Source organism: Actinomyces denticolens, from assembly GCF_002072185.1.
Lineage (GTDB): Bacteria > Actinomycetota > Actinomycetes > Actinomycetales > Actinomycetaceae > Actinomyces > Actinomyces denticolens.
Genome location: NZ_MVIW01000008.1, coordinates 31,368 through 54,040 on the forward strand (window position 1 = coordinate 31,368; position 22,673 = coordinate 54,040).

At 69.2% G+C, this 22,673-nt stretch carries 20 protein-coding genes; 8 read left to right on the top strand and 12 right to left on the bottom strand.

Annotated elements, in window-relative coordinates; translation table 11 throughout:
• The first annotated feature begins 50 nt into the window (after nt 1–50).
• From B1H55_RS03520 to B1H55_RS03530, 3 genes are all read left to right on the top strand, one after another.
• Nucleotides 51–566: an SLATT domain-containing protein gene (locus B1H55_RS03520; RefSeq protein WP_115737005.1), complete on the top strand. Its 516-nt coding sequence runs from the start codon at nt 51–53 to the stop codon at nt 564–566.
• On the top strand, nt 563–1,426 hold the full coding sequence (locus tag B1H55_RS03525; RefSeq protein ID WP_269459588.1) for a nucleotidyltransferase domain-containing protein: 864 nt from the start codon (nt 563–565) through the stop codon (nt 1,424–1,426). The genes B1H55_RS03520 and B1H55_RS03525 overlap by 4 nt, the downstream gene beginning before the upstream one ends.
• 258 nt (nt 1,427–1,684) lie before the next feature.
• A complete protein-coding gene (locus B1H55_RS03530) occupies nt 1,685–3,169 on the top strand; it encodes an ApeA N-terminal domain 1-containing protein (protein WP_077239834.1) in 1,485 nt (494 codons plus the stop codon).
• Nucleotides 3,170–3,389: 220 nt separating this feature from the next.
• Here the strand turns inward: B1H55_RS03530 and B1H55_RS03535 are convergent, their stop codons facing one another.
• Nucleotides 3,390–3,668 (bottom strand): hypothetical protein, encoded by a 279-nt coding sequence (locus tag B1H55_RS03535; protein ID WP_096519513.1) that lies wholly within the window; start codon nt 3,666–3,668, stop codon nt 3,390–3,392.
• Between the two features lie 479 nt (nt 3,669–4,147).
• Here B1H55_RS03535 and B1H55_RS03545 point away from each other — a divergent pair, with 479 nt between their 5' ends.
• Nucleotides 4,148–4,333, top strand: coding sequence for a YegP family protein (locus B1H55_RS03545; RefSeq protein ID WP_017178918.1), 186 nt, complete (start codon nt 4,148–4,150; stop codon nt 4,331–4,333).
• A gap of 114 nt (nt 4,334–4,447) precedes the next feature.
• On the opposite strand, the gene B1H55_RS03550 is transcribed toward B1H55_RS03545, so the two are convergent.
• Nucleotides 4,448–5,155: a sunset domain-containing protein gene (locus B1H55_RS03550; protein WP_240494176.1), complete on the bottom strand. Its 708-nt coding sequence runs from the start codon at nt 5,153–5,155 to the stop codon at nt 4,448–4,450.
• Between the two features lie 329 nt (nt 5,156–5,484).
• Nucleotides 5,485–6,720: an AAA family ATPase gene (locus tag B1H55_RS03555; RefSeq protein WP_077239835.1), complete on the bottom strand. Its 1,236-nt coding sequence runs from the start codon at nt 6,718–6,720 to the stop codon at nt 5,485–5,487.
• Nucleotides 6,721–7,005: 285 nt separating this feature from the next.
• Here B1H55_RS03555 and B1H55_RS03560 point away from each other — a divergent pair, with 285 nt between their 5' ends.
• Together B1H55_RS03560 and B1H55_RS03565 are read left to right on the top strand one after the other, a co-directional pair.
• The gene (locus B1H55_RS03560) at nt 7,006–8,802 is read left to right on the top strand and encodes an oleate hydratase (RefSeq protein WP_077239836.1); all 1,797 of its coding nucleotides are present in this window, start codon (nt 7,006–7,008) and stop codon (nt 8,800–8,802) included.
• 353 nt (nt 8,803–9,155) lie between these two features.
• Nucleotides 9,156–10,127 (top strand): diaminopimelate dehydrogenase, encoded by a 972-nt coding sequence (locus B1H55_RS03565; RefSeq protein WP_080461579.1) that lies wholly within the window; start codon nt 9,156–9,158, stop codon nt 10,125–10,127.
• On the opposite strand, the gene B1H55_RS03570 is transcribed toward B1H55_RS03565, so the two are convergent.
• The 8 genes from B1H55_RS03570 to B1H55_RS03615 form a co-directional block, all read right to left on the bottom strand.
• Nucleotides 10,118–10,729 carry a tetratricopeptide repeat protein gene (locus B1H55_RS03570; protein ID WP_077239837.1) on the bottom strand — a complete coding sequence of 204 codons (612 nt, stop codon included), beginning with the start codon at nt 10,727–10,729 and terminating at the stop codon, nt 10,118–10,120. The genes B1H55_RS03565 and B1H55_RS03570 overlap by 10 nt on opposite strands.
• Nucleotides 10,730–10,869: 140 nt before the next feature.
• Complete coding sequence (locus B1H55_RS03575; RefSeq protein ID WP_077239838.1) at nt 10,870–12,045, bottom strand: glucosaminidase domain-containing protein; 1,176 nt, start codon at nt 12,043–12,045, stop codon at nt 10,870–10,872.
• Nucleotides 12,046–12,218: 173 nt separating this feature from the next.
• On the bottom strand, nt 12,219–13,085 hold the full coding sequence (locus tag B1H55_RS03580) for a variant leucine-rich repeat-containing protein (protein ID WP_077239839.1): 867 nt from the start codon (nt 13,083–13,085) through the stop codon (nt 12,219–12,221).
• Nucleotides 13,086–13,188: 103 nt separating this feature from the next.
• Nucleotides 13,189–14,511: a variant leucine-rich repeat-containing protein gene (locus B1H55_RS12150; RefSeq protein WP_096519511.1), complete on the bottom strand. Its 1,323-nt coding sequence runs from the start codon at nt 14,509–14,511 to the stop codon at nt 13,189–13,191.
• A gap of 106 nt (nt 14,512–14,617) precedes the next feature.
• Nucleotides 14,618–16,426 carry an MBL fold metallo-hydrolase gene (locus B1H55_RS03600; RefSeq protein ID WP_077239843.1) on the bottom strand — a complete coding sequence of 603 codons (1,809 nt, stop codon included), beginning with the start codon at nt 16,424–16,426 and terminating at the stop codon, nt 14,618–14,620.
• Between the two features lie 254 nt (nt 16,427–16,680).
• Nucleotides 16,681–17,595, bottom strand: coding sequence for an alpha/beta fold hydrolase (locus B1H55_RS03605; protein ID WP_077239858.1), 915 nt, complete (start codon nt 17,593–17,595; stop codon nt 16,681–16,683).
• Nucleotides 17,596–17,657: 62 nt separating this feature from the next.
• Nucleotides 17,658–18,020: a hypothetical protein gene (locus B1H55_RS03610; RefSeq protein WP_073453722.1), complete on the bottom strand. Its 363-nt coding sequence runs from the start codon at nt 18,018–18,020 to the stop codon at nt 17,658–17,660.
• Nucleotides 18,021–18,221: 201 nt separating this feature from the next.
• Nucleotides 18,222–18,935, bottom strand: coding sequence for a hypothetical protein (locus tag B1H55_RS03615; RefSeq protein WP_077239844.1), 714 nt, complete (start codon nt 18,933–18,935; stop codon nt 18,222–18,224).
• Nucleotides 18,936–19,076: 141 nt separating this feature from the next.
• Here B1H55_RS03615 and B1H55_RS03620 point away from each other — a divergent pair, with 141 nt between their 5' ends.
• Nucleotides 19,077–19,787, top strand: a complete 711-nt coding sequence (locus B1H55_RS03620) for a hypothetical protein (RefSeq protein WP_077239845.1) — start codon at nt 19,077–19,079, stop codon at nt 19,785–19,787.
• Nucleotides 19,788–19,819: 32 nt separating this feature from the next.
• Here the strand turns inward: B1H55_RS03620 and B1H55_RS03625 are convergent, their stop codons facing one another.
• Nucleotides 19,820–20,950: a M48 family metallopeptidase gene (locus tag B1H55_RS03625; protein WP_077239859.1), complete on the bottom strand. Its 1,131-nt coding sequence runs from the start codon at nt 20,948–20,950 to the stop codon at nt 19,820–19,822.
• Nucleotides 20,951–21,260: 310 nt separating this feature from the next.
• Here B1H55_RS03625 and B1H55_RS03630 point away from each other — a divergent pair, with 310 nt between their 5' ends.
• Nucleotides 21,261–22,640: a Pr6Pr family membrane protein gene (locus tag B1H55_RS03630; RefSeq protein ID WP_143222407.1), complete on the top strand. Its 1,380-nt coding sequence runs from the start codon at nt 21,261–21,263 to the stop codon at nt 22,638–22,640.
• The last annotated feature ends 33 nt before the right edge of the window (nt 22,641–22,673 follow it).

Sequence of the window (22,673 nt, forward strand, 5' to 3'; positions counted from 1 at the left end):
CCCGTTCCCAGCGTGCGGGCCGGTATTCGCCGCACAGGGAGGCAGTGGTGATGGGAGAGCCGCAGGAACCGTCGCAACGCGCGGCCATCCAAGCGGAGGTGGCTCGCATCCTCGAAAGCGCTGTATTCTCGGCGCAGGGTCAGTTCGAAGCAGCCAAAGCATGGAGGGTGCTCCATTGGACCCTCGGTGTCCTTACCGCGGCGCTGAGCGCGCTGGCTGCGGTACTGACGTTTGCTACCGAAGCCCAGGTTGCTTCGGGAGTCCTGGCGGTGGTCGCGGCCATCGCTTCCGCGACCCTGACGAGCAGCCGTCCCGACAAACTCGCTGAGCGGGCCGTGGCTCGGGGCAACGACTACACGGCTTTGCGGAACGACTCACGGCGTTTGCTGCATGTACACGTTCCCAACGACGAGATCGGTGTTCTTCGGGCAGCGCTTGACGGACTTGCTGGACGTGCCTCCGATCTGGACCACACTTCAGACCCGATTCCGCGGTTTGCCTACAACAAGGCCAAGCGGAACATCGAGCGGGACTGCGGGCAACAGTTCGAGGTCGATGCCCAGTGAGTGCGACAGCAATCTCTACGTTGGAGTCGTTGATCCGTACGATGACTCCCGACGAGGCAGCGCGTTCTGCGGCTGCAAAGCACCGCAAGGAGATCGAGGAATGGCTCATGTATGACCTGGGCATTATCCGCATGCGTGAGACGGGCTCATGGCATCACGGGACTGCGCTTGACGGGTTCAGCGACGTGGACTACTTCGTCTCGATGCGCAACAGCCGTCCCTCTGTCTCCACTACGGCTCTCGAAGAACTGCGCGCATCACTGTCGCGCGGCATACGTGGTGCGTATGTCTCAATCGACCGTCCAGCCGTGCGCCTGCGCTATTTTGAAGACGGTCCCGATGTGGAGATTACGCCCGCCTATATCCGGGACACCGACGATTATGATATTCCCGATCCTGATAGCACCGGATGGATACGAAGCAACCCGGCAGTCCACCTGGAGTACGTAGATAGGGCGCAGAAGGAAACTGACGGTCGTGCCAAGGGCCTTATCCGTCTCGTGAAGACCTGGAAGTCCTGGAACAACGTTCCGCTCTCGTCGTTTTATCTTGAGATGCGCACTGCGCAATATGTGCTCAACAATATGCCGATCATCTACGACTGGGACCTTCGCGATTTCTTCAAGAGTCTCGCCAACAGCGGACTCCGGGAGATGAACGATCCGACCAACTACGGACGGAGAATCACGACAGGCACGAGCAACCTCGCGGAGTCGATCACCGCGAAGTATGCGGTCGAAGAGGCCGCACGCCTAACGAGGCTCGCGCGCGAAGCCGCGGAGGACAGTGACCATTCGACAGCCATCCGCCATCTGTGTACCCTGTTTAACTGCGAAAGGGGCGAGGTTAGTGCGTGGTGAGGTGACATCTGATGAGGCTTTCCCTGTGGGTGGCCTGGAATGATTTGCATCATGCCTGCCCAGGACCCTTGAGAGTTTCGTGAGGACGTTGTGAGTGGCCCGGTCCCGTAAGGATGGCATCAGAACACCTCTCAGATGCTACAGTTGATAGAGATACTCTTTTTTGAGCTTAATGTTAGGCGGAAAGGGGTCGAGTTCCGGTTCAATGTGTGAGTTGGGCTTACATCTAGTGGGAAAAGTAGTCGCCATGGGAGAGCGATGGCCAGAGATCCTCTGAATCTCGATGAGGCTGCCGAGTGGGCTGGCTTGTGGTGGCTGCCGGACGACCCTGAGAATCAGCTCCCAGGCGTCATGCGGTACGACGGAGAAGGCAACCCTTCGCTCTCATTGATCGGCGCATTCGAGGACCGCATCACCTCTAACCCGGAACCGGGGGTAATGGTCGTTCATGAGGGCGCCAGGACGTGGGAGGTCATCTACGGTATGGCCGGGCAACGTGAGGTCACGCTCCTGGGCTGCATCCCTATCCGTTCGAAACGGGCCGTGTTGGTGCAGGGGAAGAGCCCAGATACGCAGACCGTGACCGCGACGATAGCGATCATCGGTGCGCACGTCAGCGGAGAAGAGGGCGCGGCGTTCGCGGCGGCCGAGGTCTCGGTTGAAGACTTGACGTACTGGGCTGCATCGTCTGTGTTCGAGACCACGGCCGGTACTTCCGGAGACAAGATTGACGGGAGTGGGACCATCTCGGTGAAACCGGTCGAGCCCCAGGCGGTGACGGTCGATGGCACAGAATACCGCCTCGTGCACACTCACACCCTGCCGTACTTCAACTGGCGCAAGGGTGAAACCGTCGGACGCATGCGCGAGACGGTCTCCGTCCGTGTGTGCCGGGCGGAGCCGTTCGCCCTGAGGGCGGCGCTGGAGGCGGCGAACCTCATACAGGATCTGATCGCGCTGGCAACGCACCGCGCCGCTGGCGTGATCTGGCTCCAGCTGGAGGTTGCTGGGACCGAGTCGGTCCGCCGGAACGGTCAGCGGGTTCCGCGCAGGAAGGCCGATGTCCTCTATTCTCCCCTGGCGCTTGGTAAGCATGACGCGAAGGCTGTGGATCCTCACCGCGTCTTTTTCACTTGTGACGAAATCCCGTTCGAGGAAATCGTGCCCCGTTGGTGCGAGGCGCATGGTCGACTGCAGGCAGCGATCAACATGATCCTGGGTCTGCGCTACGCGCCGGACCGCTTCATCGAGAACAGCCTCCTGATGGCGGTAGGTGCTGCCGAGGTCCTGCACCGTGGCCTCCGCATCGATGAGAAGCCATTCTCCGAGGTGGACTTCGCGGCGATGCGCGACGCCGTGCTCCGCCAGGTGCCCGAAGAACACCGCAGCAGATTCAAGGGGATGATCAGAAACGATCCGACACTCCGAGACAGACTTCGTTCCCTCGCCGCTCGCCCGGACCCGGAAGCAATTGCGCAGCTTGTGCCGAACGTCGATCAATGGGCGAAGCGGACGACGCAAGCCCGTAATTATCTCGCACACGAGGGCCGGACGCCTAAGCATTCTATCGATGAGCTGGTGGCGATCGTCGAGACCACGAGAGCAGTCGTTATCCTCAATGTTCTGCACGAGCTCGGGTTGCCAGCAGAGCGGCAGCGCCAAATCGTGCAAGAGAACTCACAGTTGCGGGCGGTCTCCCGGGAAGCGCGCGAGTGGTTGGTGGCTCTAGAACCCGACTCCTGAGCGACGCAGATGTCGTCGTTCTCCGGACGTGGTCGGGTGGCCGCGGGCAGGAGGAGGCCGTCCCTCGGCCCCGCGTGCACAGCATCCCGCCCGCACCCTCAAACCGGAAGAGCCCCAAAAGGCCTCCGGCAGACGGACAAGCTCTGTGCCAGCGTCTTCGCCACTAGTGGTGGCAAGCGGTCGCGGCGGTAAGGCCGGCGGCCGCGAATTGGCTCATATGTCAGGCGACAAGATCGCCGTAATCTTGCTGAATCCGCTGGGCTGAGCTTCCAACGAAGGTGCCAATCGAATCCCAAGACATGCCGGTTCTCCGGGCTGCTTGTACGGCGTCTTTCAGGTGACGTTCGGCGTTTGACCGCTCCGCGACTGCTGCGCGAAGCGCGTTCACTGCGGTTACGTCGAGTTCATCTTCGGGTGACGGAGTGTATTCCTCGAAGCGGGTGACAAGTTTGTCCGAGCTGGCGAGGATTTCTTCAACTGTGCGCGGCATGATGGTCACCTCAGGAACTTCTTGCGAGCTTGCATGGCGTGAACGATAACGACGGTAGTCGTTGCTCGTATGTAGCCGACCTCAAGGATCAACGCGGCCTCATTTGCGCCGATGATCATCGTAAACCCGTCACCAAGATCCCATGCTCGGATTGGGTTCCGGTAGGCGTGAAGGATCGCGACCTCATCGAGTCCATGCTTGAGGCTTGAGCGCGGACGGAGCGATGATCGGATCCTCCATGGCATCCAAGGTAGCACTGTCGGGCTCCGTCGGCCATGGTGCTGCAGATGGGCCAGGGGTGTCTCTGGGGGCTCCTTGCTCAGCATGGCGTGGCGTCAAGGCGCGGTTGTTCGGACATGAGTGGCAGGCGGGGCGATACTGCTGTCGCTGCCATGGGGCGAACTTGCTTCGGCCTTCAAACCTCTTTGCGGGCCGGGCTCGCCGTGTCATACTCGTTTTAAGTTGTCCCTGACACAGAGGAGAAGACGATGGCAGGCAAGTTCGAGGTCTACGAAGACAGCTCCGGCAAGTTCCGCTTCCGCCTCAAGGCCGGCAACGGCGAGGTCGTCGCCACCGGCCAGGCCTACGAGACCAAGGCCGCTGCGGTCAAGGGAACCAAGGCCGTCCAGCGCGCCGCCGCCGACGCCGCGATCAAGGACCTCACCGAGGACTGAACCGGCGCCAACCATCGGCGGCCAGTCGAACGCAACGCGCAGGGGTGCGCGGAGCAACCGCTCCGCGCACCCCCTCGCCCGTTCAGTAGCGCCTCGGGAAGGCGCCCGCCGAACTCACACCTTCGCGGCGCGGTACCCAGCGTTCTCAGCGTCCGCGCCGCTCACAAAGCACTCCTCAGCCTTCGTCTGGTTGTAGAAGCGCTGGCCGGGACGGTGGTAGATCTTCGATTCCCCGTTGCCCTTGACCTGCGCCCAGCTCGGGCACGTGTACGTCCCCGGGTTGTAGTAGCGACTCGCCACACGCCCACTCCCGCTGAACCGGTACCACGTGGCGCCATCTTGCGCCCAACCAATAGCCATCGAGCCATCGGCCTTGAGGTAGTAGTCACCCACCCACATGCTCGTCGCCATCGCGCCCGACGCCGTCAGGTAGTACCAACTGCTCCCCGAGCCGATCCACATCCCACTCTCCATCACTCCGGTCGGCGTGAAGTGGTACCAGGAGGCTCCCGCCTTCGCCCACCCCGTCGCCATCGCGCCGTCGGACTTCAGGTAATACCAGGCGCCGCCGTCGGCGATCCACTGATTCGCGGCCATCGCCCCGGACGGGAGCAGGTAGTACCAGGTCCCGCTCGAGTCCAGCCACCTGCCGGACTGCATCACTCCGGAACCATTGAGGTAATACCAGGCCTTGCCGTCATGAGCCCAGCCCGTCGCCATCGCGCCGTCGGACTTCAGGTAATACCAGGCGCCGCCGTCGGGAATCCACCCAGTCCTGGGCTCGCCTGCCTTGTAGAAGTACCAGCCGCCGTTGCTCCACACCCACCCTGCCTGCGGCGCAGGCGCGGGCTGGGGCGCCGTCGTCCAGATCGCGGTGGGCGACGGCGCCGCTGCCGTCGCGAGAGGCGCGTCGGGAGACGGCGGCTCATCCGCGGCCGCGGCGGGGATAACTGCTCCGAGGAGCGAGAACGCCGCAATCGTCCCGATCGCGGATCGACGAAGGTTCATTATGGGATTCCTCCATGTTCCGGCCCGTGCCCCACCGCCAGTGGTGGGACATGCGGGCAAGAGCCTGCACCTCGGCCAGGCTGCGAAAATCAAGGGAGCGGGGAAGCGAGGGCGGGGACTCTCGCCAAGAAGTGTACGTCGACCTACCGCGCAGCCCTCGGCCAGTCGCTCGTCAGATAGGCCTCCACCGCGCGATGCTGGAAACGATATGGCTTCCCTCGCTGGATAATCCCGCGCACAACGTCCAGGCGCTGGGAGGTCGGCCCGGCGGCGGTCACTGCCTTGTGCCCCAGCTGCCGGGAAATATTCGTCAACGTTCGGTCCTCCGGTTCAAGCGAGGCCATCGCCTCGACGAACTCGCGCTCGCGAGCGGGCAGGCGATCCAGGATGCGCAGGACATGGGCCTCCGCTTCCAATGCCGCATCGCGCCAGCCCCGCGTCACCTCATCATCCGTGATGATGTCACCAGTGCCCGCGTACCAGGCCCGCTCGCCCGCGAGTTGGAAGAGGAACGGCTCCCCGCAAGCAAGATCCACGATCCTGCGCTGGGCGGCTGGCTCCATGAAAACGCGCTGAGCTCCGTGATCGCTCGGGATCTCCCAACCCTGAGTGACCAGGGGCTGAAGCGCGGTCATGAGGGCGTCGTCGTCGATCGCGCCCAGGATCGATGTCTGGAAGCGGCGAGCGAACGTCGCCCCCTCCCGGGCTCCCGCGATCTCCGCGAACTCAGGCAGACCCGTGAGGTAGACGGCGATAGGCAGGCCCCTGCTGACGCTCAGCCCGCCCGGCGCGCGCGCCTCGTGCTCGAAGGTGAGCGAATCGCCCAGGGCGATGAGCATCTGCGAGAGGGCATTGCTGTCATGGATGTTCTGAACCTCGTCGATGTGGACAAGCACCATGACATCGCCGCGCCGCTCTGCCGCCAGGCCGATCTCCACGAGAAGATCAGTCAGCGCCCTGTACGGCTCCGGGCCCTCGCCGGTTCGGAGCGAGAGTGAGAGCCCCGAGGCGGCGACCGTCTGAACCCGGTTCAGGAGCTCGGAGATGCGCCGCTCGCGCGTCGTGGCTAGGCCAGCCGTGCCCGCGAGGTCGAGGAGTGCCGAGGCGACGCGCTTGATCGGGTCGCTGCCCGAGGGGATGCGGAGCTGCGGCGTCACCCAGTCCCCCTGAGCGGCGGCCCGGGCAGCGATCCTCCTCACGAGAGAGGACTTGCCGGTGCCGGCCTCGCCCAGGATCGTTCTGCCCCGCTCCGGGATCCCGGCGATCCGGCGCGGCCTGAGCACGTCCCTCCAGTCGCTGAGCTGCGGCGTGCGGCCCGCCCAGATCTGGGGGACGGTGTCCGAGCCTGGGCTGAAGGGCGAGTCAAGCGGCGTACGCACGGTGATAAGTTTATCAAGACCGGAGTGCCTTGATAAGTTTATCAAGCAGGCGCCGTCGTCTCCTTGCTCCCTTACCCCGCAGAAGCCGTTTCGACCCGCTCTTGCGCCCTCGAACTGCGAGGATGAGACGGCGGGAGCGGGCCGAGGGCGCAGCGCCGGGCCGCGGGCGCGACGCGCACCGCGCGCATCGACCGCCGGGCGCCCCATGGGAGCACAATGCTGTGCGAGCCCGAGGCCGCCCTGGACACGACCCCGGAACGTCACCTGCACCGAAGGAGATGCGCCATGTACTACTCCAGCGGCAACTACGAGGCCTTCGCCCGCCCTCGCAAGCCCGAGCGCGCGGAGCGAGCCTCCGCCTGGATCATCGGCACCGGACTGGCCGGCCTATCCGCCGCCGTCTTCCTCATCCGCGACGCCCAGGTCCCCGGCGATCGCATCCACCTCCTCGAAGAGCTCCCCCTGGCCGGAGGCTCCCTCGACGGCGTCAAGCGCCCCGACGTCGGCTTCATCACCCGGGGCGGGCGCGAGATGGAGAACCACTTCGAGTGCCTGTGGGACATGTACCGCTCGATCCCGTCCCTCGAGGTCGAGGGCGTCTCCTACCTCGACGAGTACTACTGGCTCGACAAGGACGACCCCAACTCCTCCAACTGCCGCCTCATCCACAACCGCGGCGAGCGCGTGGCCGATGACGGCGACTTCACCCTCTCCGAGGCCTCCCAGAAGGAGATCGTCGGCCTGTTCCTCATGAGCGAGGAGAGCGTCGGCGCCCGCACCATCGACGACTACTTCTCCGAGGAGTTCTTCGAGTCCAACTTCTGGGCCTACTGGGCCACGATGTTCGCCTTCGAGCGCTGGCACTCCCTGGCCGAGATGCGCCGCTACCTCCTGCGCTTCGTCCACCACATCAACGGCCTGCCCGACTTCACCGCCCTGAAATTCAACAAGTACAACCAGTACGAGTCGATGGTGAAACCCCTCCTGGCCTACCTCAAGGGCCACGGCGTCGACATCCGCTACGGGACCGCGGCCCGTGACGTGCGCGTGAGCACCGACGCCGGGAAGAAGACCGCCACCGCGCTCCTCGTCACCGTCGACGGCGAGGACAAGGAGATCGCGCTGGGCGAGGACGACCTCGTCTTCGTCACCAACGGCTCCATCACCGAGTCCACCACCTACGGTGACCACCACACCCCGGCCCCCGCCACGAGCGAGCCCGGCGGCTCCTGGACCCTGTGGGAGAAGCTGGCCGCCCAGAGCCCCGACTTCGGCCGCCCCAGTGTCTTCTACAAGGACCTGCCCGAGCGCTCTTGGTTCATCTCCGCCACCGCCACCATCGAGAACACGCAGATCGACTCCTACATCGAGCGGCTCACCCAGCGCGACCTCCACGACGGCAAGGTCAACACCGGCGGCATCATCACCATCACCGACTCAAGCTGGATGCTCAGCTTCGCCATCCACCGCCAGCCCCACTTCAAAGAGCAGGCCCCTAACCAGACCGTCGTGTGGATCTACGGGCTCTACTCCGACACCGAGGGCGACTACGTCCACAAGCGCATCGTCGACTGCACCGGCGAGGAGATCACCCGCGAGTGGCTCTACCACCTCGGCGTCGAGCCCAACCGCATCGATGAGCTCGCCAGGCAGGAATCCGTCAACACGGTTCCCTGCTACATACCCTTCATCACCTCCTACTTCATGCCTCGCCGCCCCGGCGATCGCCCCGACGTCGTCCCCGCTGGCTCGCGCAACCTCGCCTTCATCGGCAACTTCGCCGAATCACCCACCCGAGACACGGTCTTCACCACCGAGTACTCCGTGCGCACCGCCATGGAGGCCGTCTACACCCTCATGGACGTCGACCGCGGCGTGCCCGAGGTCTTCTCCTCCGCCTACGACCTGCGCGAGCTGCTCAAAGCCACCTACTACCTGCGCGACCGCAAGACCATCCTCGAGGAGCCCCTGCCCATGCGCCTGCCGAAAGTGGTCCAGACGAAGGCCCTCAAGCGCCTGCGTGGCACCTGGATCGCCGAGATCCTCCAGGACGCCGGCCTCCTGCCCGGGAGGAAGCAATAGCGCTGAGGCCCGGCCCGGGGCCCCATGGCCTCCGCTTCGTGCCCTCAAACGCGCCCTCAGCCCGCGAAAGCCATCTCGGCCCACCCTTGCGCCCTCGAACTGCGAGGATGAGACGGCGGGAGCGGGGTGAGGGCGCAACGCCGGGCCAAGGGTGCTGTCCAACTGCCTCCCGGCCTCCGCCCGGCCTGCCAGCGCCGTCGGGCCGCCCGCCTCCTCCCCGCGGCGTCCGCAGAGCGATCGTCATGCGCTGGACATACGGCTGATGCCTACTCTTCTGCGGTCCCCGGCCGGGCCCCTGCCCGCGCCGTGGCCCAAACGCCAAGGGACGGCACGACGAACTCCTAGGAGGACTCATGATCAGGGTCGCGATCAACGGATACGGCAACCTCGGGCGGGGCGCGGAGCAGGCCATCTCGAAGAGCGAGGACATGGAGCTCGTCGTCGTCTTCACCCGCCGCGATCCCGCCTCGGTCACCACCCAGGGCGCCCCCGTCGCCCACATCGACGACATGCCCGCCTGGGCGGACAGGGTCGACGTCTGCCTCAACTGCGGGGGCTCGGCCACCGACCTCGCCGAGCAGGGCCCCGCCGCGGCCTCCCACTTCACCACCGTCGACTCCTTCGACACCCACGCCGAGATCCCCGCCTACTTCGCCTCCGTCGACGCCGCCGCGAAGAGCGCCGGCCACCTCGCCATCATCTCCACCGGCTGGGACCCGGGCCTGTTCTCCATGCTGCGCGTCCTGGGGGACTCGGTCCTCCCCGACGGCACCACCACCACCTTCTGGGGCCCCGGCGTCTCCCAGGGCCACTCCGACGCCGTGCGCCGCATCGAGGGCGTGCTCGACGCCCGCCAGTACACGCTGCCGGTCGCCGAGACCGTCGACGCCGTCAAGGCCGGTGAGGACGTCGAGCTCACCACCCGCTCCATGCACCGCCGCGACTGCTACGTGGTGGCCGCCGAGGGCGCCGACCTCGCTCGCATCGAGAAGGAGATCGTCGAGATGCCCAACTACTTCGCCGACTACGACACCACCGTCACCTTCATCTCCGCCGAGGAGATGGCCGCCGAGCACGCCGGCATCCCCCACGGCGGCACCGTCATCCGCCGCGGCCGGACCTCCGACGGCGTGGCCGAGCGCATCACCTTCGAGCTGGCCCTCGACTCGAACCCCGAGTTCACCGGCTCCGTCGTGGCCGCCATGGGCCGCGCCGCCGCCCGGATGGCCGCCCGCGGCGAGACCGGCGCCCGCACCGTCTTCGACGTCACCCTCGCCGACCTGTCCCCGAAGGACCCCGCCGAGCTCCGCGCCCACTACCTCTGAGCACTGGACCGCAGCCGATCACGGTTGCGGCGGAACAGGGCGAGGTACGGGTGCGCGGCGTCGAGCACGGCCTCGGCGTCGCGCACCAGCGCCTCGTACAGGGAGAGCGCCCGAGGCGCATCACCGGCCGCCTCGCAGGCCCGGGCGAGATTGTTCCGCGCCGACAGCGCATCGGGATGCCCTCGGCCCAGCAATCCGGCGGCGTCGTCGACGATCCGCTCGTGAAGAGCCACCGCCTTGCGAGTCCGACCCGCGTCCGCGCAGGCGCCGGCCAGGGCGCTGCGGGCAGTGAGCGACTGGGGAGCCTCCGGCCCGAGCAGCCTCTCGGTCCCGGCGACCACCTGCTCAAGCAGCGCCACCGCCGACGCCGGATCCCCAGCCGCGCGGTGGGCCCGGGCCAGGTGGAAGCGAACCCCCAGCACCCGGTGGTCCTCCGGCCCCAGCTCGCGGGCCAGCTCGGCGACGGCGTCCGCGAGCGCGATCGCCTCCTGCGGGCGACCGGCCGCCGTCGCATCGCGCAGCGCGTCGATGAGAGCGGTCGCATCAGCAGCGGCTCCAGCGGGGGTTGGCCTTCGTGCGCCGCCCGGCCCCTCAACGTCCATGACCGCTCCCCTTCCTCCCAACCACGATAAGTGAGACGGCTCGATGGCACCGCTCCTCGACGCCGCCACTCACGGAGCATGCCATGCCGATCCGTGCCGATCCATGCCGGTCCGTGCCGACTCCATGGCGATCACGCCGATCAGCCGAAGTAGGCGCGCATCATCTCGGCCAGGTTGGTGCCGTAGCCGGGGTCGGTCGCCCAGCCCACTCGGGCCGGATTCTCCTTGATCCCCAGGTACTGCACGTACGGCGCGGCCCCCTTGCGCACATAGGAGAAGCGCGGATCCACCACCGGGTGGGCGAGAGAGGACGGTGAGGCCGAGGAGTCGGCGTAGGCGCGCAGATGCTGCACCTGGGCGCGCAGGCCGGTCCTCACGTCCGCGAAGGACGCGCCGCCGACGCCGCCGCCCGTGGCGCCCAGGCCCCCGAAGTTGAACTGGCTGATGCTCACATCGCCGCCGAAGCGCAGCCAGGCGGTCTCCTTCATCACCTGGCAGAACAACAGCTCGGGGCTGACGCCCTCCGCCACCGCCTCGTCGTGGACGATCCCCGCGAAGGCCTCGATGGTGGGCGCGCCGCCGGCACTGAGCGCCCCCGATGGGTAGGCGCGCCCGGAGGAGCGATACGCGGCGACCATAGTGGCCACGAGCTCGTCGCGCCCTGACGTCGGAGAGGCCAGGACCGGTGTCAGATCGGCGTAGCCGAGCCATGCCCCGCTGCTGTGGAAGCGCGAGACGCGGCCATCGACGCTCACGGTGCCGGTGACCATCGCGCCCGTTCCGGTCAGGTAGTACCAGGTGGCGCCGTCCTTGATCCAGCCGGTGGCCATGGCGCCGCCGGGGCGCAGGAAGTACCAGGCGCCGTCGTGGCGCAGCCAGCCGGTCGCCATCGCTCCCGAGCCGTCGAGGTAGTACCAGGTGGCACCCTGCCGCAGCCAGCCGGTGACCATCGCTCCTGACCCGGGGGCCAGGTAGTACCAGGTCGGGCCGGCCGCCAGCCAGCCGGTCGCCATCGCGCCGCTGGTGGGATCGAGGTAGTACCAGGTGGCGCCGTCCTTCAACCAGCCGGTCGCCATCGGGCCGGAACCGGTGAGGTAGTACCAGCGCCCGCCGTCGAACAGCCAGCCGACCGTCCTGGCCCCATTGAGACCGAAGTGGTACCACTGACCGCTCCTCGCGACCCATCCGGTGGCCCCCGTGGGGACCGCGACGGCGGGCGGGGCGGCGACGGCCGCGCCGACGGGAATGGTGACGCCGCCGAGCGCTGTGACGGCGAGGACGAATGATGCGGCAGATGAGAGGGTACGGGACCGCATGAAGAGCCTTTCGAGTCAAGGAGCACGAGCATGGGACAGATGTGACTCCAGGGATGGGTGAGATCCATTATGTCAATGGATTCCCAGTGCTCTCGGGCGGCCCCGTGGACGACGGCACCGGCCCCGTCTCGCATGGGAGGAGACGGGGCCGGTATCCGTTGCGCGAAAAGGGCCTACTGGTAGTAGGGGCCCTGCTGCTGGTACGGGGAGGGCTGGGCGCCCGGCTGCATCTGCGGCCCGGTGGCCATGGGGGCGCCGGAGCTCCCGCCGTAGCCGCCGGCGCCCGCCGCGATCCCGGCGGCTGGTCGAAGCCGCAGTCCGGCGACGATCATCGCCGCCCCGCAGGCCAGGAGCAACAGCACCGCGATGAGCAGCATGTACATGCCCACGCCCCTGCTGACCTCGAAAGAGTCGGAGAAGTTGCCATAGCTGCTCTTGGCCTGCTTGATGGTCTTCTGGGCGTCGGAGATCTCCGAGTTGGCGTTGATCCAGGTGACGCCGTTCCAGATCCCGCCCAGGACTGTGATCACCCCCGCGCCGAGGACGACGGGGAACTTCCTCACGAAGAACGCGCCGATGCCCGCCGCGATCACCAGAAGGCCGGCGATGAGGATCTGCACCCCGTAACTCTTGTCCTCGACATCCCAGAAGTTGGAGGAATCGCTCTGGGAGGCGATCGTCGCGGAGACCGCGGGGAGGAAGGACGCGATGATCGCGAGCAGCCCGATCACCGGACCGGCGATGAGCGCGATCGTGTGCCAGGTCGGGGATGCCCCGGTGCGCGTGACACCGCCGAGCCCCGCCGCGGCACCGGCCTGGGGCTGCGCGGCGCCGTACTGGGCGGGCGCGCTCTGGTACTGCGGCTGCTGGTAGGCCTGTTGGTCGATCCACGCGGCGAGATCGGGCGGGCAGGCGGGATGCCGGCGGACATGCGCCCGCAGGTCAGGGCGGTGTTGTGCGATCTGCGCGAGCGTCCCCGGGTCGATCGCAGGATTCGCGAGGTGAGCAGGTGTGCAGGACAAGGGGTCGATGGCCGTCATGCGAGCTCCTGGGAAGTGGTTGATGTAGGAACACCGTAGCGGGGATGACAGCGCGGCGCACGGGCTGGGATCCCCACCCGCTGCGCGTGGGCGGGGCGAGGGACTACCCCTCGTGGCCGCTGTGAGAGGACGAGGGCCGACCGCCCCGGCCCGCCCATCCGCCCGGCTCGTCGCGCATGGCGAAGGCCAGGTGGAGGACCGAGAGGAGCATGAGAGCCACGCCGCCGGCCGCCAGCAGGATCGCGCCGGCGCCGACGGAGGCGCCCGTGGCTCCCGGCATGTCCGGTACGTTCCCGCTGAAGCGGAAGATGTTCCGGAAGCCGTCGCTGATCGCCAGGAAGGCGGAGGCGGCGCCCGCGATACCGGTGAGGATCAGTCGCGACCGCCGCGGGGTGATGATCGCGGCGAGACCGATGCCCGTCGCGACGATGAAGGCGACCAGAAGCAGGAGCGCCTCCTGGAGACCGTCCCCGTTCCAGTAGTTGAAGGACCAGGTCCCGGTGTCGAAGGTGATGGTGACGATCGGCAGGAAGGTCGAGACGAGGCACAGGACGGACAGGACCGGCACGGCGTACAGCAGGAGATGGCGCCGGGTGGAGGCGGCCCCGCCCTCGTCCGGCGCGGGCGGCTCCCCGGGCACGGGCCCCTCCGTCGCGGAGGGCACGGCGGAGGCGGGGATGAGGGGCTCGGGCGCGGAGCGGGCGGCGCTCGCTCCCACGGGATCAGTGCCCGAGACTGCGGGGGTCCGGTCGCCGAGGGCGCTGGGCCCGGAAGCCGCAGGAGTCGCGGGCGCTGCTGGGGCATGGGGCTCGGAGACGGGGGCCGCCATCCCTGGCACCGCGGTGATGATCCCGGGGGCGGATGAGGGCGGGATGACCTCGGGGGCGGAGCGCGTCGAGCGCGCGGGCCCCGCTGAGACGACGGCGGTCGCGGGCGAGGCGACATTGCCGATCGGGGTGGCGGTGTCATCCGCCGAGGCGGGGGAGGCCAGCGCCGCCGGCCTCCCGTTCGAGGGCCGCTCAAGGGGCGCGAAATCGGTCACCTGCGCGGGCGAGGCGGCGACCTCGACGGCGTCGCTGATCGGCGTGATGGACGCCGTGGTCGCCGACGCCGAGGCAGTGCTCGGGGCTGAGCGCGACGACGGTTCCGAGGCCTCTGCCGATGCGGCGGAGGCCCGCGCGGGGCCCGCCGCCGCGCCGTCGTCCGACGGCTCCCGGCCCGTGCCCGACCACTGGGCCGCCTCGGATTCCTGGAGCGCGGCGCGCTGCTCGATCCATACGGCGAGCTCCGGGTAGCAGGCCGGGTGCTTGCGAACGAGCGGGTGCAGGTCCGGGCGGAACTGGGCGATCCGGGCGAGGTCCATCTGGGTGATCGCAGGGTTCGCGAGGTCGGCAGGGGTGCACGACATCGGATCAAGGACGGTCATGAGATCTCCTGTAGGGGTCCTCCACTGAGGCCACGGTACCGCGTCCCTCGCGCCGGAAGACAGCCCCGCAGGCGCCGTGGCCCGCTGGCCCAGCGGCCTCGGGCGCCTAGCCGAGCCAGGCGCCCGAGGGGGAGAAGGAGCGCGCCACGCCGTCGATCGTGACCCTGCCCGTGGCCAGGGATCCGGAAGCGGTGAGGTAGTACCAGGTGCCGCCCTGGTGGAGCCAGCTGTTGGCCCGCATGGCGCCGGAGTGGTCGAGGTAGTACCAGGTGGTCCCGTCCTTCAGCCAGCCGGTGGACATCGCGCCGGAGCCCCCCACGTGGTACCAGGCGGCGCCCGAACGGACCCACCTGCTCGTGGACATGGCGCCCGAGGCGCCGAGGTGGTACCAGGCGGCTCTACTGGCCACCCATCGGTTGGCGGTCATCCGTCCGGAACCGGGGGCGAGGTAGTACCAGGATGAGCCGACGCGGACCCACTCGCTCCTCATCGCGCCATCCGCTCCCAGGTAGTACCAGGAGGAGTCGTCCTGCACCCAGCCGGTTTTCATCGCGCCGTCGGGGCCCAGGAAGTACCAGCCTCCCCTCCAACTCGCCCAACCGCCCTCGGTGGCGTAGGCACTGTTGGAGAACCAGTAGTAGTTCTCGCCGATCCGTCTCCAACCGGTCAGCGGGGTGGCGACGCCGTGCCGGTAGGCCGCGGCGCGGGGGCTGCCCGACAGACGGGTGCGGAGGACGAGCCCGCCGCTCGTGGCATCGACGTCGGAGAGGTGGACGCCGTCGTCGGCGAGGGTGACGACGAAGCTGATGTGCCCGGAGGCGCGGACCTCATCCGCTGAGTACCACCTGGTGCCGAGCCGGTCCAGGACGAGCTGGGTGGCCGGCGACAGGGTTTGGAAGCGCCCGGTCTGGAAGGCGATCTCGGGGCGCAGGGTGGTCAGGTAGCCCTCGCTGTTGGAGGAGATGGAGCCGTGATGGCCGAGCTTGAGGACGTCGACGTCGCCGATCTGCGGGGCCAGGCGGTCCTCGTCGCCGTAGAAGTTCTCGATGTCCGATGCCAGGAACGCCGAGCGCCCGTGGGCCGTGACCTTGACGCCCCAGGCGCTCTCATTGGCGTCGTAGATGTAGGGGGGCTGCTTGTAGGACTCGTCGTAGTTGACGATCTCGATGCGCATGTCCTCGAAGTCGAAGACCGGCGATGCGGCGCCTCCGGTGGACGACGAGGGGATCACCGGCGCGCCGGGGGCGAGGTGCTGGATGAGCACGGAGCCGTGCTCCGCCTGGGCCTTGCGGGCGGCGGCGATCATACGGTCGTAGACGTACTGGTTGTCCCACAGGTTGCGCGGGCTGTTGATCCAGGCGTCGGAGTACTCGGGGGTGTAGATCCGCTTCGGGTGGTACTTCTCGATCACGGTGTCGGCCGTGCCGATGTGGTCCGAATGCGCGTGGGTGCCGACGTAGAACTCGAGGTTGTCGGGGCTCACGCCGAGCTCGTCGAGGTAGGCCCACATGGCGTCCTCGTTCGGCGCCCCTTGGATCACCCCTGGGCGCAGGGGGTAGCGGGGATCATCGCCCCGGGGATAGTCCTTGTCCTCCCCGGAGTCGACCAGAGCGAAGCGCCCGTTGCTCTGCAGCACGATGACGTCGGAATCCGTGAAGGACAGGATGTGGATCGACTCATCGGAGGCGGAGGCGGAGGCGGTCGCGGAGATGGTCGTGGAGGCGGTTGTGGAGGCGGGCGCCGGGTCGGAGGTGGCGACGGGCGCGGGGTCGGGCGCGGCGAGCGCGGGGGCCGAGCCGATCGCGGCCAGTGCGGCGCCGACGAGTACCGGCGCGAGGGCGCGGAAGGCTCGGCGCAGGGCACGGGTGGGAATGTCTTGGGATCTTGGTTTGCTAGTGGGTTCGGGCAGAGCCATATCAGTCTCCTCGGGATGCCCCGCTCCCGCCTGGGGAGGGCGGAGTGCGGGGAGGCGCGTCACTGCCTGGGAGCGTGGCGCCGGGCGAGGATACCTGTGCGGATCGCCCTCATAAGCTGTGAATCCCCGTGATTCCAGCGATCTCCGGGGTGAACCGCGAGGTCAGACGACCCGGTGTGAGATATGCGTCGATGGGCGCGGCTCGGCGCTCGCCGAGGGTGCGACGACGGGGCGGATCGGGTCGGGAAGTACGGTTAGGCCTCCATGCCGGAGGCCTCAACGAGGGCGGCGATGGCCCGTGAGACCTCCTCGTGGTGACCGGCGAGGAGGTGGCCGCCGTCGTCGACGAGCAGGAGTTGGGGGTCGGGGAAGCGGTGAAGAGCCGTCAGCATCCTCGCCGCGGGGACGAGGCGGTCATCCTCGGCGGCGAGGATGAGGACGGGGACCGACAGGGACTCGATCGGATACTCCTCGAAATGGCGGGCCATATCGGGGTTGGTGATCCTGGCGTCCAGGAGAGCTCCCGCCCGGCGCTCGGCGATGGGGAGCATGGAGATGACCGTCGATGGCGGCATGCTCATCGCCAGGGGGAACAGTGGGCTGAGGAGGAGCATCACCGCGTCGGAGTGCATGAGGCGCGGCGGGCCCTGGAAAGCGCTGTAGCGCGCGGGCCGCTCGGGCAGCGGCGGGGCGGAGGAGAAGAGGATGAGCCCCTTCGCGCGCTCGGGGTGGTCGAGGACGAAGCGGATCGCGGCTGTTCCGCCCGCTGAGGATCCCATGACGAGCACCCGCTCCACCCCGAGCTCGTCGAGGAGCTCGATGAGTGCCTCGACCTGCTCGGCCGGGGTTCCTCGCCCGCGAATGTCGCTGCCCGGGTAGCCGAAGCGCGATGGCGCGATGATGCGCATCCCGGCGGTGTGCGCCGCTGCGACGTCGAATCCCTGGTCGTAGCCGCCGAACATGCCGTGGAGGGAGAGGATCGCCGGGGCCTGCCGGGGGCCGGTGTCGATGTAGGCGATGCGACCGTGGCTGAGCCGGGATGTGCGCGCGGGGTAGCGGGAGAGTCGGGCCCTGCCGGCGGCGCGGGCCCGCCGGAGGCCCACGGCGCCGAGGGCGGCGATACCGATGATCCCCACCAGGGCCGTGGCGCGCGGCTGTGGGATCCGCATGGTGACCTCCTCGGCGAGGCGCTGGGGTTCGCGCTGCTGGGCGCCCATTCGCCCCCAGTGTCTCAGACCCGGGGGCCGGTCGGGCCGGGGAGCGCCGCAGCGCTCTTGCGCGCCCGGCGCCTGCGCACGGTGACGACGACGGCGGTGATTCCCACACCGATGGCGACGACGGCGGTGATGAGTCCCGCGATGTGCAGCGGGACGGCGGAATCGTTCTCCCACTCCCAGATCCTGTCGAAGTCCTCGGGGGACAGGGGGCACTCCTGACCGTCCTTCTCGATGGCGAAGCCCGAGGTCTGGCCGTTGGCGGGTTGGCAGGTGACTTCGGGCTCGGGACCGATGTGGGGCACGGCGATCATGCCGGCGCCGGCGGCGAAGAGGAGGAGGGCGGTGACGTACAGGATCCAGGGCTTGACGCGTTTCATGGGTCGAGCCTAGAGGGGATGAGGCTCTTCCGGCACGGATAGTTCACCCCATTGTCCCAGGTCAGAGCCATGTCTGCGATGGCTGCGGTGCGCCGAGATCGTACCTTTGGTGACGAGTTCGGCGGGGAGGGGGACGGCCTCGTCACCAAAAGTACGAAGTCGCGGGGCCTGCGGAACGGCGAGTGGTGGGGAGGGTGCCGCTCAGCCCTGGTACGGCGGCTGCTGGCCGTAGCCGGGCTGCTGGTAGGGCGTCTGAGGGGCGCCGAACTGGGCGGGCTGCCCCGGCTGGCCGGGAGCGCCCGCGCCGGGAAGGCCGTAACCGCCGAGAACCATGGCGGGGGCGGCCGCCTGGGGCTTGGTCGTGGTGCCGATGATGATCAGCAGGACGCCGCCGATGACGAGGAAGAGTCCGGCGAAGGCCAGCAGGTACGTGCCCAGCCCGGGGTTCGTCTCGATGAATCCGCCCAGATCGAGGTCGTCATCGCTGAACTCCCCCAGGTTGCCGAAGCCGTCGATCGCGCCGAAGAGCCCGGCGATGGCGGTGACGGCGCCCGCGACGATGAGCAGCGGGCGCGACTGCCGCAGGATCGAGGCGACGCCGAGACCGATGGCGGCCAGGAAGAGGAGGAGCAGGAGGACGGCCTCGCCCTTCGCGTCCACCTGGTCGCTCCAGTAGTTGGCGGACTGGGACTCCCCTGCGGCGGACACGGTGGCGACCGGCAGGAACGTCGCGATCAGCGCGAGGAGCGCCAGGACGGGAACCGCGTAGAGCACGGCCCTGTGCCAGGGGGCCGGGGAGGCGATCGCGGTGGGCGCGGCGCCGGGGTGGGCGCCGGGGGAGTAGGGAGCGGCGGCCTGCGGGGGAAGCGGGGACCCGTAGGAGGGCGCGTTGAACGAAGGGTCGGGAGTGGCCATGAGGACCTCCGGGATGGGGGTGAGGGATGAGGGCGACCAGCCTACCGTCATCGTCCCCACGTGACCACGACGCGGCGGACGGCCGGACGATGGTCGGCCGCGGCCCGTCATCGGGCGCCGGCGCCTGTCTAGGCTGAGACCATGACGAACTCGACGCCCTCCGGGCCCATCGACGGGATCCTCGCGGCGGCGGCCGCTGAGTCGGCCGAGGAGGCCGCTGCGGGCCCGGGCGCAGCCTCCACGGCTCCCGCGGCGCCCACGACCCCCACCGCTCCCGCCGACCCCGCTCTCGCCGCCGCCCTGGCCGACGGGCGCCTCATGCTCTGGCAGGCCGACCCCCGCGACACCCACCGCGTCGCCCGGCTCCTGGCACTGCGCGGAACCACCATCCAGGAGGCGCTCGAGGCGGCGCCCGGAATGATCGACTCGATCCCAGTGCTCGTCCTCGCCTCCCTGGAGGACCCCGCCCACCCCGACGACGTCGACGCCGCGGTCTCCGTGGCCCTCGCCGGCGCCTTCATCCTTCCCGCCGACCCCGACGAGGGGCGGGAGGCCGTCTGGATGGTCACCGGCCTCATCATCGACCCCGCCGCCAAGACCCGCCCTATCGGCCGTGACCTCCTCATGGGGCTTGCCGAGGCGGTCGACGCCATCGACCCCGGCGCCCCGCTGTGGGCCTTCGTCGAGGCGAGCGAGCACGCCGTCGTCGCCGGCCATCTCGCCGCAGGCTTCAAGAAGGTGGGGCTGCGCCCCCACTGCGCCGGGATCACCTTCCCCACCGGTGACGGCGTTCTGCTCGTCCGCGAGCCCGAGGAGGACGCGGGCGCGAAAGGGCCCGGCGGCGCGGCCTGAGCCGCCCCGCCGGGCCTCCCGTCTCAGGGCCGTCAGCGGCCGACGGGCCGGGGATCGGCCAGGCGCACGGCGTCGCGCGGGACCTCGTACTCCACCCCCGGGTAGCGCCCGAACTGCTCCTCGGCCACCCGGGGCCGCGTGGCATCCATGAAGGCGAGGACCTGCCCCGGCGTCGGCCACGACTTGCTGCTCTCGCGTCCCACCGGGCTGATCGGCCCTGCGAGCGCTCCCTGCTTCGGGCGGATCATGAGCCTGCCCGGCCGACTGCGGTCCCGCAGGGCGTGGGCGCGCCAGGTCAGGACCGGGTGGCTCGTCCGCCAGGAGGCGATGTGGAGCCAGAATCCCCGCTCCGTCACAGCGCGATCCGCCAGGGCGTGGAAGTTGACCTGCGCCCCCAGGTACTTCCCGGCGGCGAGAATCCCCATGGTGCCCGGCGCCCCCTGCGGGGCGTTCGCGTAGCCGTGGTTGTCCGCCGTGTACTCCTGAGCACGGCTGAGCGCCGGCCCGATCAGCGGGATCTGCATGCCCAGCGTCGTGATGGCAAGGCGCAGGAAGGAGACGTGCCCCGCGGCCAGGTGCCCCACCTCGTGATTGATGACGAAGCGCAGTGCCTCCGGGTCCCTCGCCGAGCCCCCGGCCTCGAACAGGTCGGAGTAGACGACGACGTAGCGGCGGAACCCGTGCCCGGCGGCGAAGGCGTTGATCTTCCCGTTCCCGAGCATCACGTAGGCGTCCGGCACGCGCCGCATCCCGAAGTTGTGCGCGGCCTCCACGACCATCCTGTATCCCTCGGGGAACTGGGTGAAGCTCATCTGCACCCCTTGCGCGCGCAGTTGCGCGTACATGACGGCGCGCGCCACCCACAGGATGATGGGGATGAGGGGCACGAGGAGGAGGTACTGGCCGACAGTGGTCATGATGAGAGAGCGCGCCGTCGCCCCGGCCCCGGCGGGCTCAGGGACGGCGATCAGCCAGGCGACGAGGCCGATCCACGAGGCATAGGCCCCCAGGGTCAGCAGCCCGCAGACGGCCATCAGCGGGAGCTCCTTGGGGTGGCGCAGCGCGCGGATCCCGAACCAGCCGTGGACCGTCGCCCCATTGAACAGGGTCGGGGGCTCCTGCGGCGGCTGAACCGGCCGGGGGGCCTGGGCGCCGGCCATCATGGCGGCAGGGGCGCCCGTCGCAGCGCTCGCGGGGACGCCGAGCGGCGGCGCGCTCGGCGTGGGGCTCTGCGGGGGCTGGGCGTCCAGGGGCTCGCCGGACGGCGCCCCGGGGAAGAACTGCTGTGTCATACGCGGCACCGTAGTGGGCTTCGCGGGCGGGGTGGTCGTCCTGCAGGCGGATACGCCGCCGGCGCGTCTCGATCGGGGGGAGGGCTGCGCGGCGCCATGACGGCCGTCGCGCAGGGTTGTGCTCCCCGCCACCGCGCAGCCGCCATGGCGCTGACGGCGACGGCGCGCGAGAATCCCTTCCATGAGCGAGTACCGAGCCGAGCCCCAGAGCCCGCGGCCCGACGGCGAGGCGCCAGGAGCCCCACGGACCTACGGCTCCTGGCGCGGCCAGGCGCCCCAGCCGATGCCCTCCGCCGCCGAGGCGGCGGCGCGGCCCGCATCGGGGTCGGCGCCCGGGGCGGAGGCGGACCCGGGGCCCACGATGGTCCTGTCCGCCGACGCCGTAGCCGAGGCCCTCCCCGAGGGCGGCGCGGCGGGCGCGATCGGCGACGAGGCCGCCGACGCCGTCGCCACCGACGTCTTCTCCGGTTACGAGGGGATCGAGGGCTATGGCGGTTTCGGCGGTGCCCAGGGCTCCAGCGGCGCCGATGCCGCTCCCGACGGCGCGGCCACTCCCGCCGAGGCGCCGCTCGCCCAGACGATGGCTCTGCCCCGCGACGCCGTCCTGGCCGAGATGACCGGCCACCCCGCCCCGGCGCCCCGGGCCCCTCGGATGCCCGCGGAGACCGCCTACCTGCCTCCCGTCGCCCAGCAGGCCCCTGCCCCCGCCCATCAGTCCCGCCCGGCCCCGGCTCCCTACCCGCTGCCCCAGGGGCCCGCGATGGCACCGCCCTACCAGCAGGCCCCGCCGATGATGCCCGCGGGGCCGCCCATGGGCGCCCCGGCCCCTCAGCGCCTCCAGCCGCTCCCCGCCCGTCCGGGGCCCTCCTGGTACGCGGTCATGCTCGCCTGGATCTGGCGCGCCGCCATCACCGGGCTCGCCGGTTACGGGCTCTGGCTCCAGCTGGAGCCGGCGCTGCGGGCCGACGACATCGTCGGCGGGCACGCCCTCGTCCTCCAGCAGCTCCGATTCTTCACCACCCTGAGCAACGCGGTCGCCCTCGTGGCCATGGCGGGAGCCCTCCTCGAGCCGCTCGTGGGCCGCGCAGGCGCATTCAGCCTGGGGCTGCGCGCGCTCGGCCAGTGGGTGCGGGGCCTGGCGGTCGTCATGTCGGTGTTCACCGGGCTCGTCTTCGGATTCCTCATGAAGGGCGGCTTCGACGAGCCCGTCAGCTGGATCCCGCACCTGGCCCTGCCCGCCGCCATGGCCCTGGACTGGGTCCTCGTGGGCCGCAATCAGAATCTCCTGCGCTTCTCCACCCCCGTGACCTGGACGATGACCCTCCTGCCCTACATCCTGCTGTACATGTGGGACGCCCGCCAGGCCGGCCGCGCCATGTACGAGTTCCTCGATCCGGACAAGGACGACTGGCTGACCTGGATGGGCTCGCTCGTCGGAGGGTTCTTCGTCCTGGCGCTCGTGGTGTGGATCCTGGGGCGCATCCGCGGCGCCATCGTCTCCGCGGGCGAGCGCGGCCGCGCCCAGGCGGCCGCCTACGCCCGCGCGGGGGGCGGCTGGTGAGCGCCGCTGCCCAGGGCGGGCGCCACTCCATCA

Bases quoted from the DNA above. Each gene is read 5' to 3' on its own strand.
- B1H55_RS03630 (WP_143222407.1), top strand. From the start codon at position 21,261: ATGAGCGAGTACCGAGCCGAGCCCCAGAGCCCGCGGCCCGACGGCGAG.
- B1H55_RS03575 (WP_077239838.1), bottom strand. From the start codon at position 12,045: ATGCGGTCCCGTACCCTCTCATCTGCCGCATCATTCGTCCTCGCCGTC.
- B1H55_RS03625 (WP_077239859.1), bottom strand. From the start codon at position 20,950: ATGATGGCCGGCGCCCAGGCCCCCCGGCCGGTTCAGCCGCCGCAGGAG.
- B1H55_RS03545 (WP_017178918.1), top strand. From the start codon at position 4,148: ATGGCAGGCAAGTTCGAGGTCTACGAAGACAGCTCCGGCAAGTTCCGC.
- B1H55_RS03610 (WP_073453722.1), bottom strand. From the start codon at position 18,020: ATGAAACGCGTCAAGCCCTGGATCCTGTACGTCACCGCCCTCCTCCTC.
- B1H55_RS12150 (WP_096519511.1), bottom strand. From the start codon at position 14,511: ATGACCGTCCTTGATCCGATGTCGTGCACCCCTGCCGACCTCGCGAAC.
- B1H55_RS03565 (WP_080461579.1), top strand. From the start codon at position 9,156: ATGATCAGGGTCGCGATCAACGGATACGGCAACCTCGGGCGGGGCGCG.
- B1H55_RS03570 (WP_077239837.1), bottom strand. From the start codon at position 10,729: ATGGACGTTGAGGGGCCGGGCGGCGCACGAAGGCCAACCCCCGCTGGA.
- B1H55_RS03600 (WP_077239843.1), bottom strand. From the start codon at position 16,426: ATGGCTCTGCCCGAACCCACTAGCAAACCAAGATCCCAAGACATTCCC.
- B1H55_RS03605 (WP_077239858.1), bottom strand. From the start codon at position 17,595: ATGCGGATCCCACAGCCGCGCGCCACGGCCCTGGTGGGGATCATCGGT.
- B1H55_RS03620 (WP_077239845.1), top strand. From the start codon at position 19,077: ATGACGAACTCGACGCCCTCCGGGCCCATCGACGGGATCCTCGCGGCG.
- B1H55_RS03580 (WP_077239839.1), bottom strand. From the start codon at position 13,085: ATGACGGCCATCGACCCCTTGTCCTGCACACCTGCTCACCTCGCGAAT.
- B1H55_RS03520 (WP_115737005.1), top strand. From the start codon at position 51: ATGGGAGAGCCGCAGGAACCGTCGCAACGCGCGGCCATCCAAGCGGAG.
- B1H55_RS03530 (WP_077239834.1), top strand. From the start codon at position 1,685: ATGGCCAGAGATCCTCTGAATCTCGATGAGGCTGCCGAGTGGGCTGGC.
- B1H55_RS03560 (WP_077239836.1), top strand. From the start codon at position 7,006: ATGTACTACTCCAGCGGCAACTACGAGGCCTTCGCCCGCCCTCGCAAG.
- B1H55_RS03615 (WP_077239844.1), bottom strand. From the start codon at position 18,935: ATGGCCACTCCCGACCCTTCGTTCAACGCGCCCTCCTACGGGTCCCCG.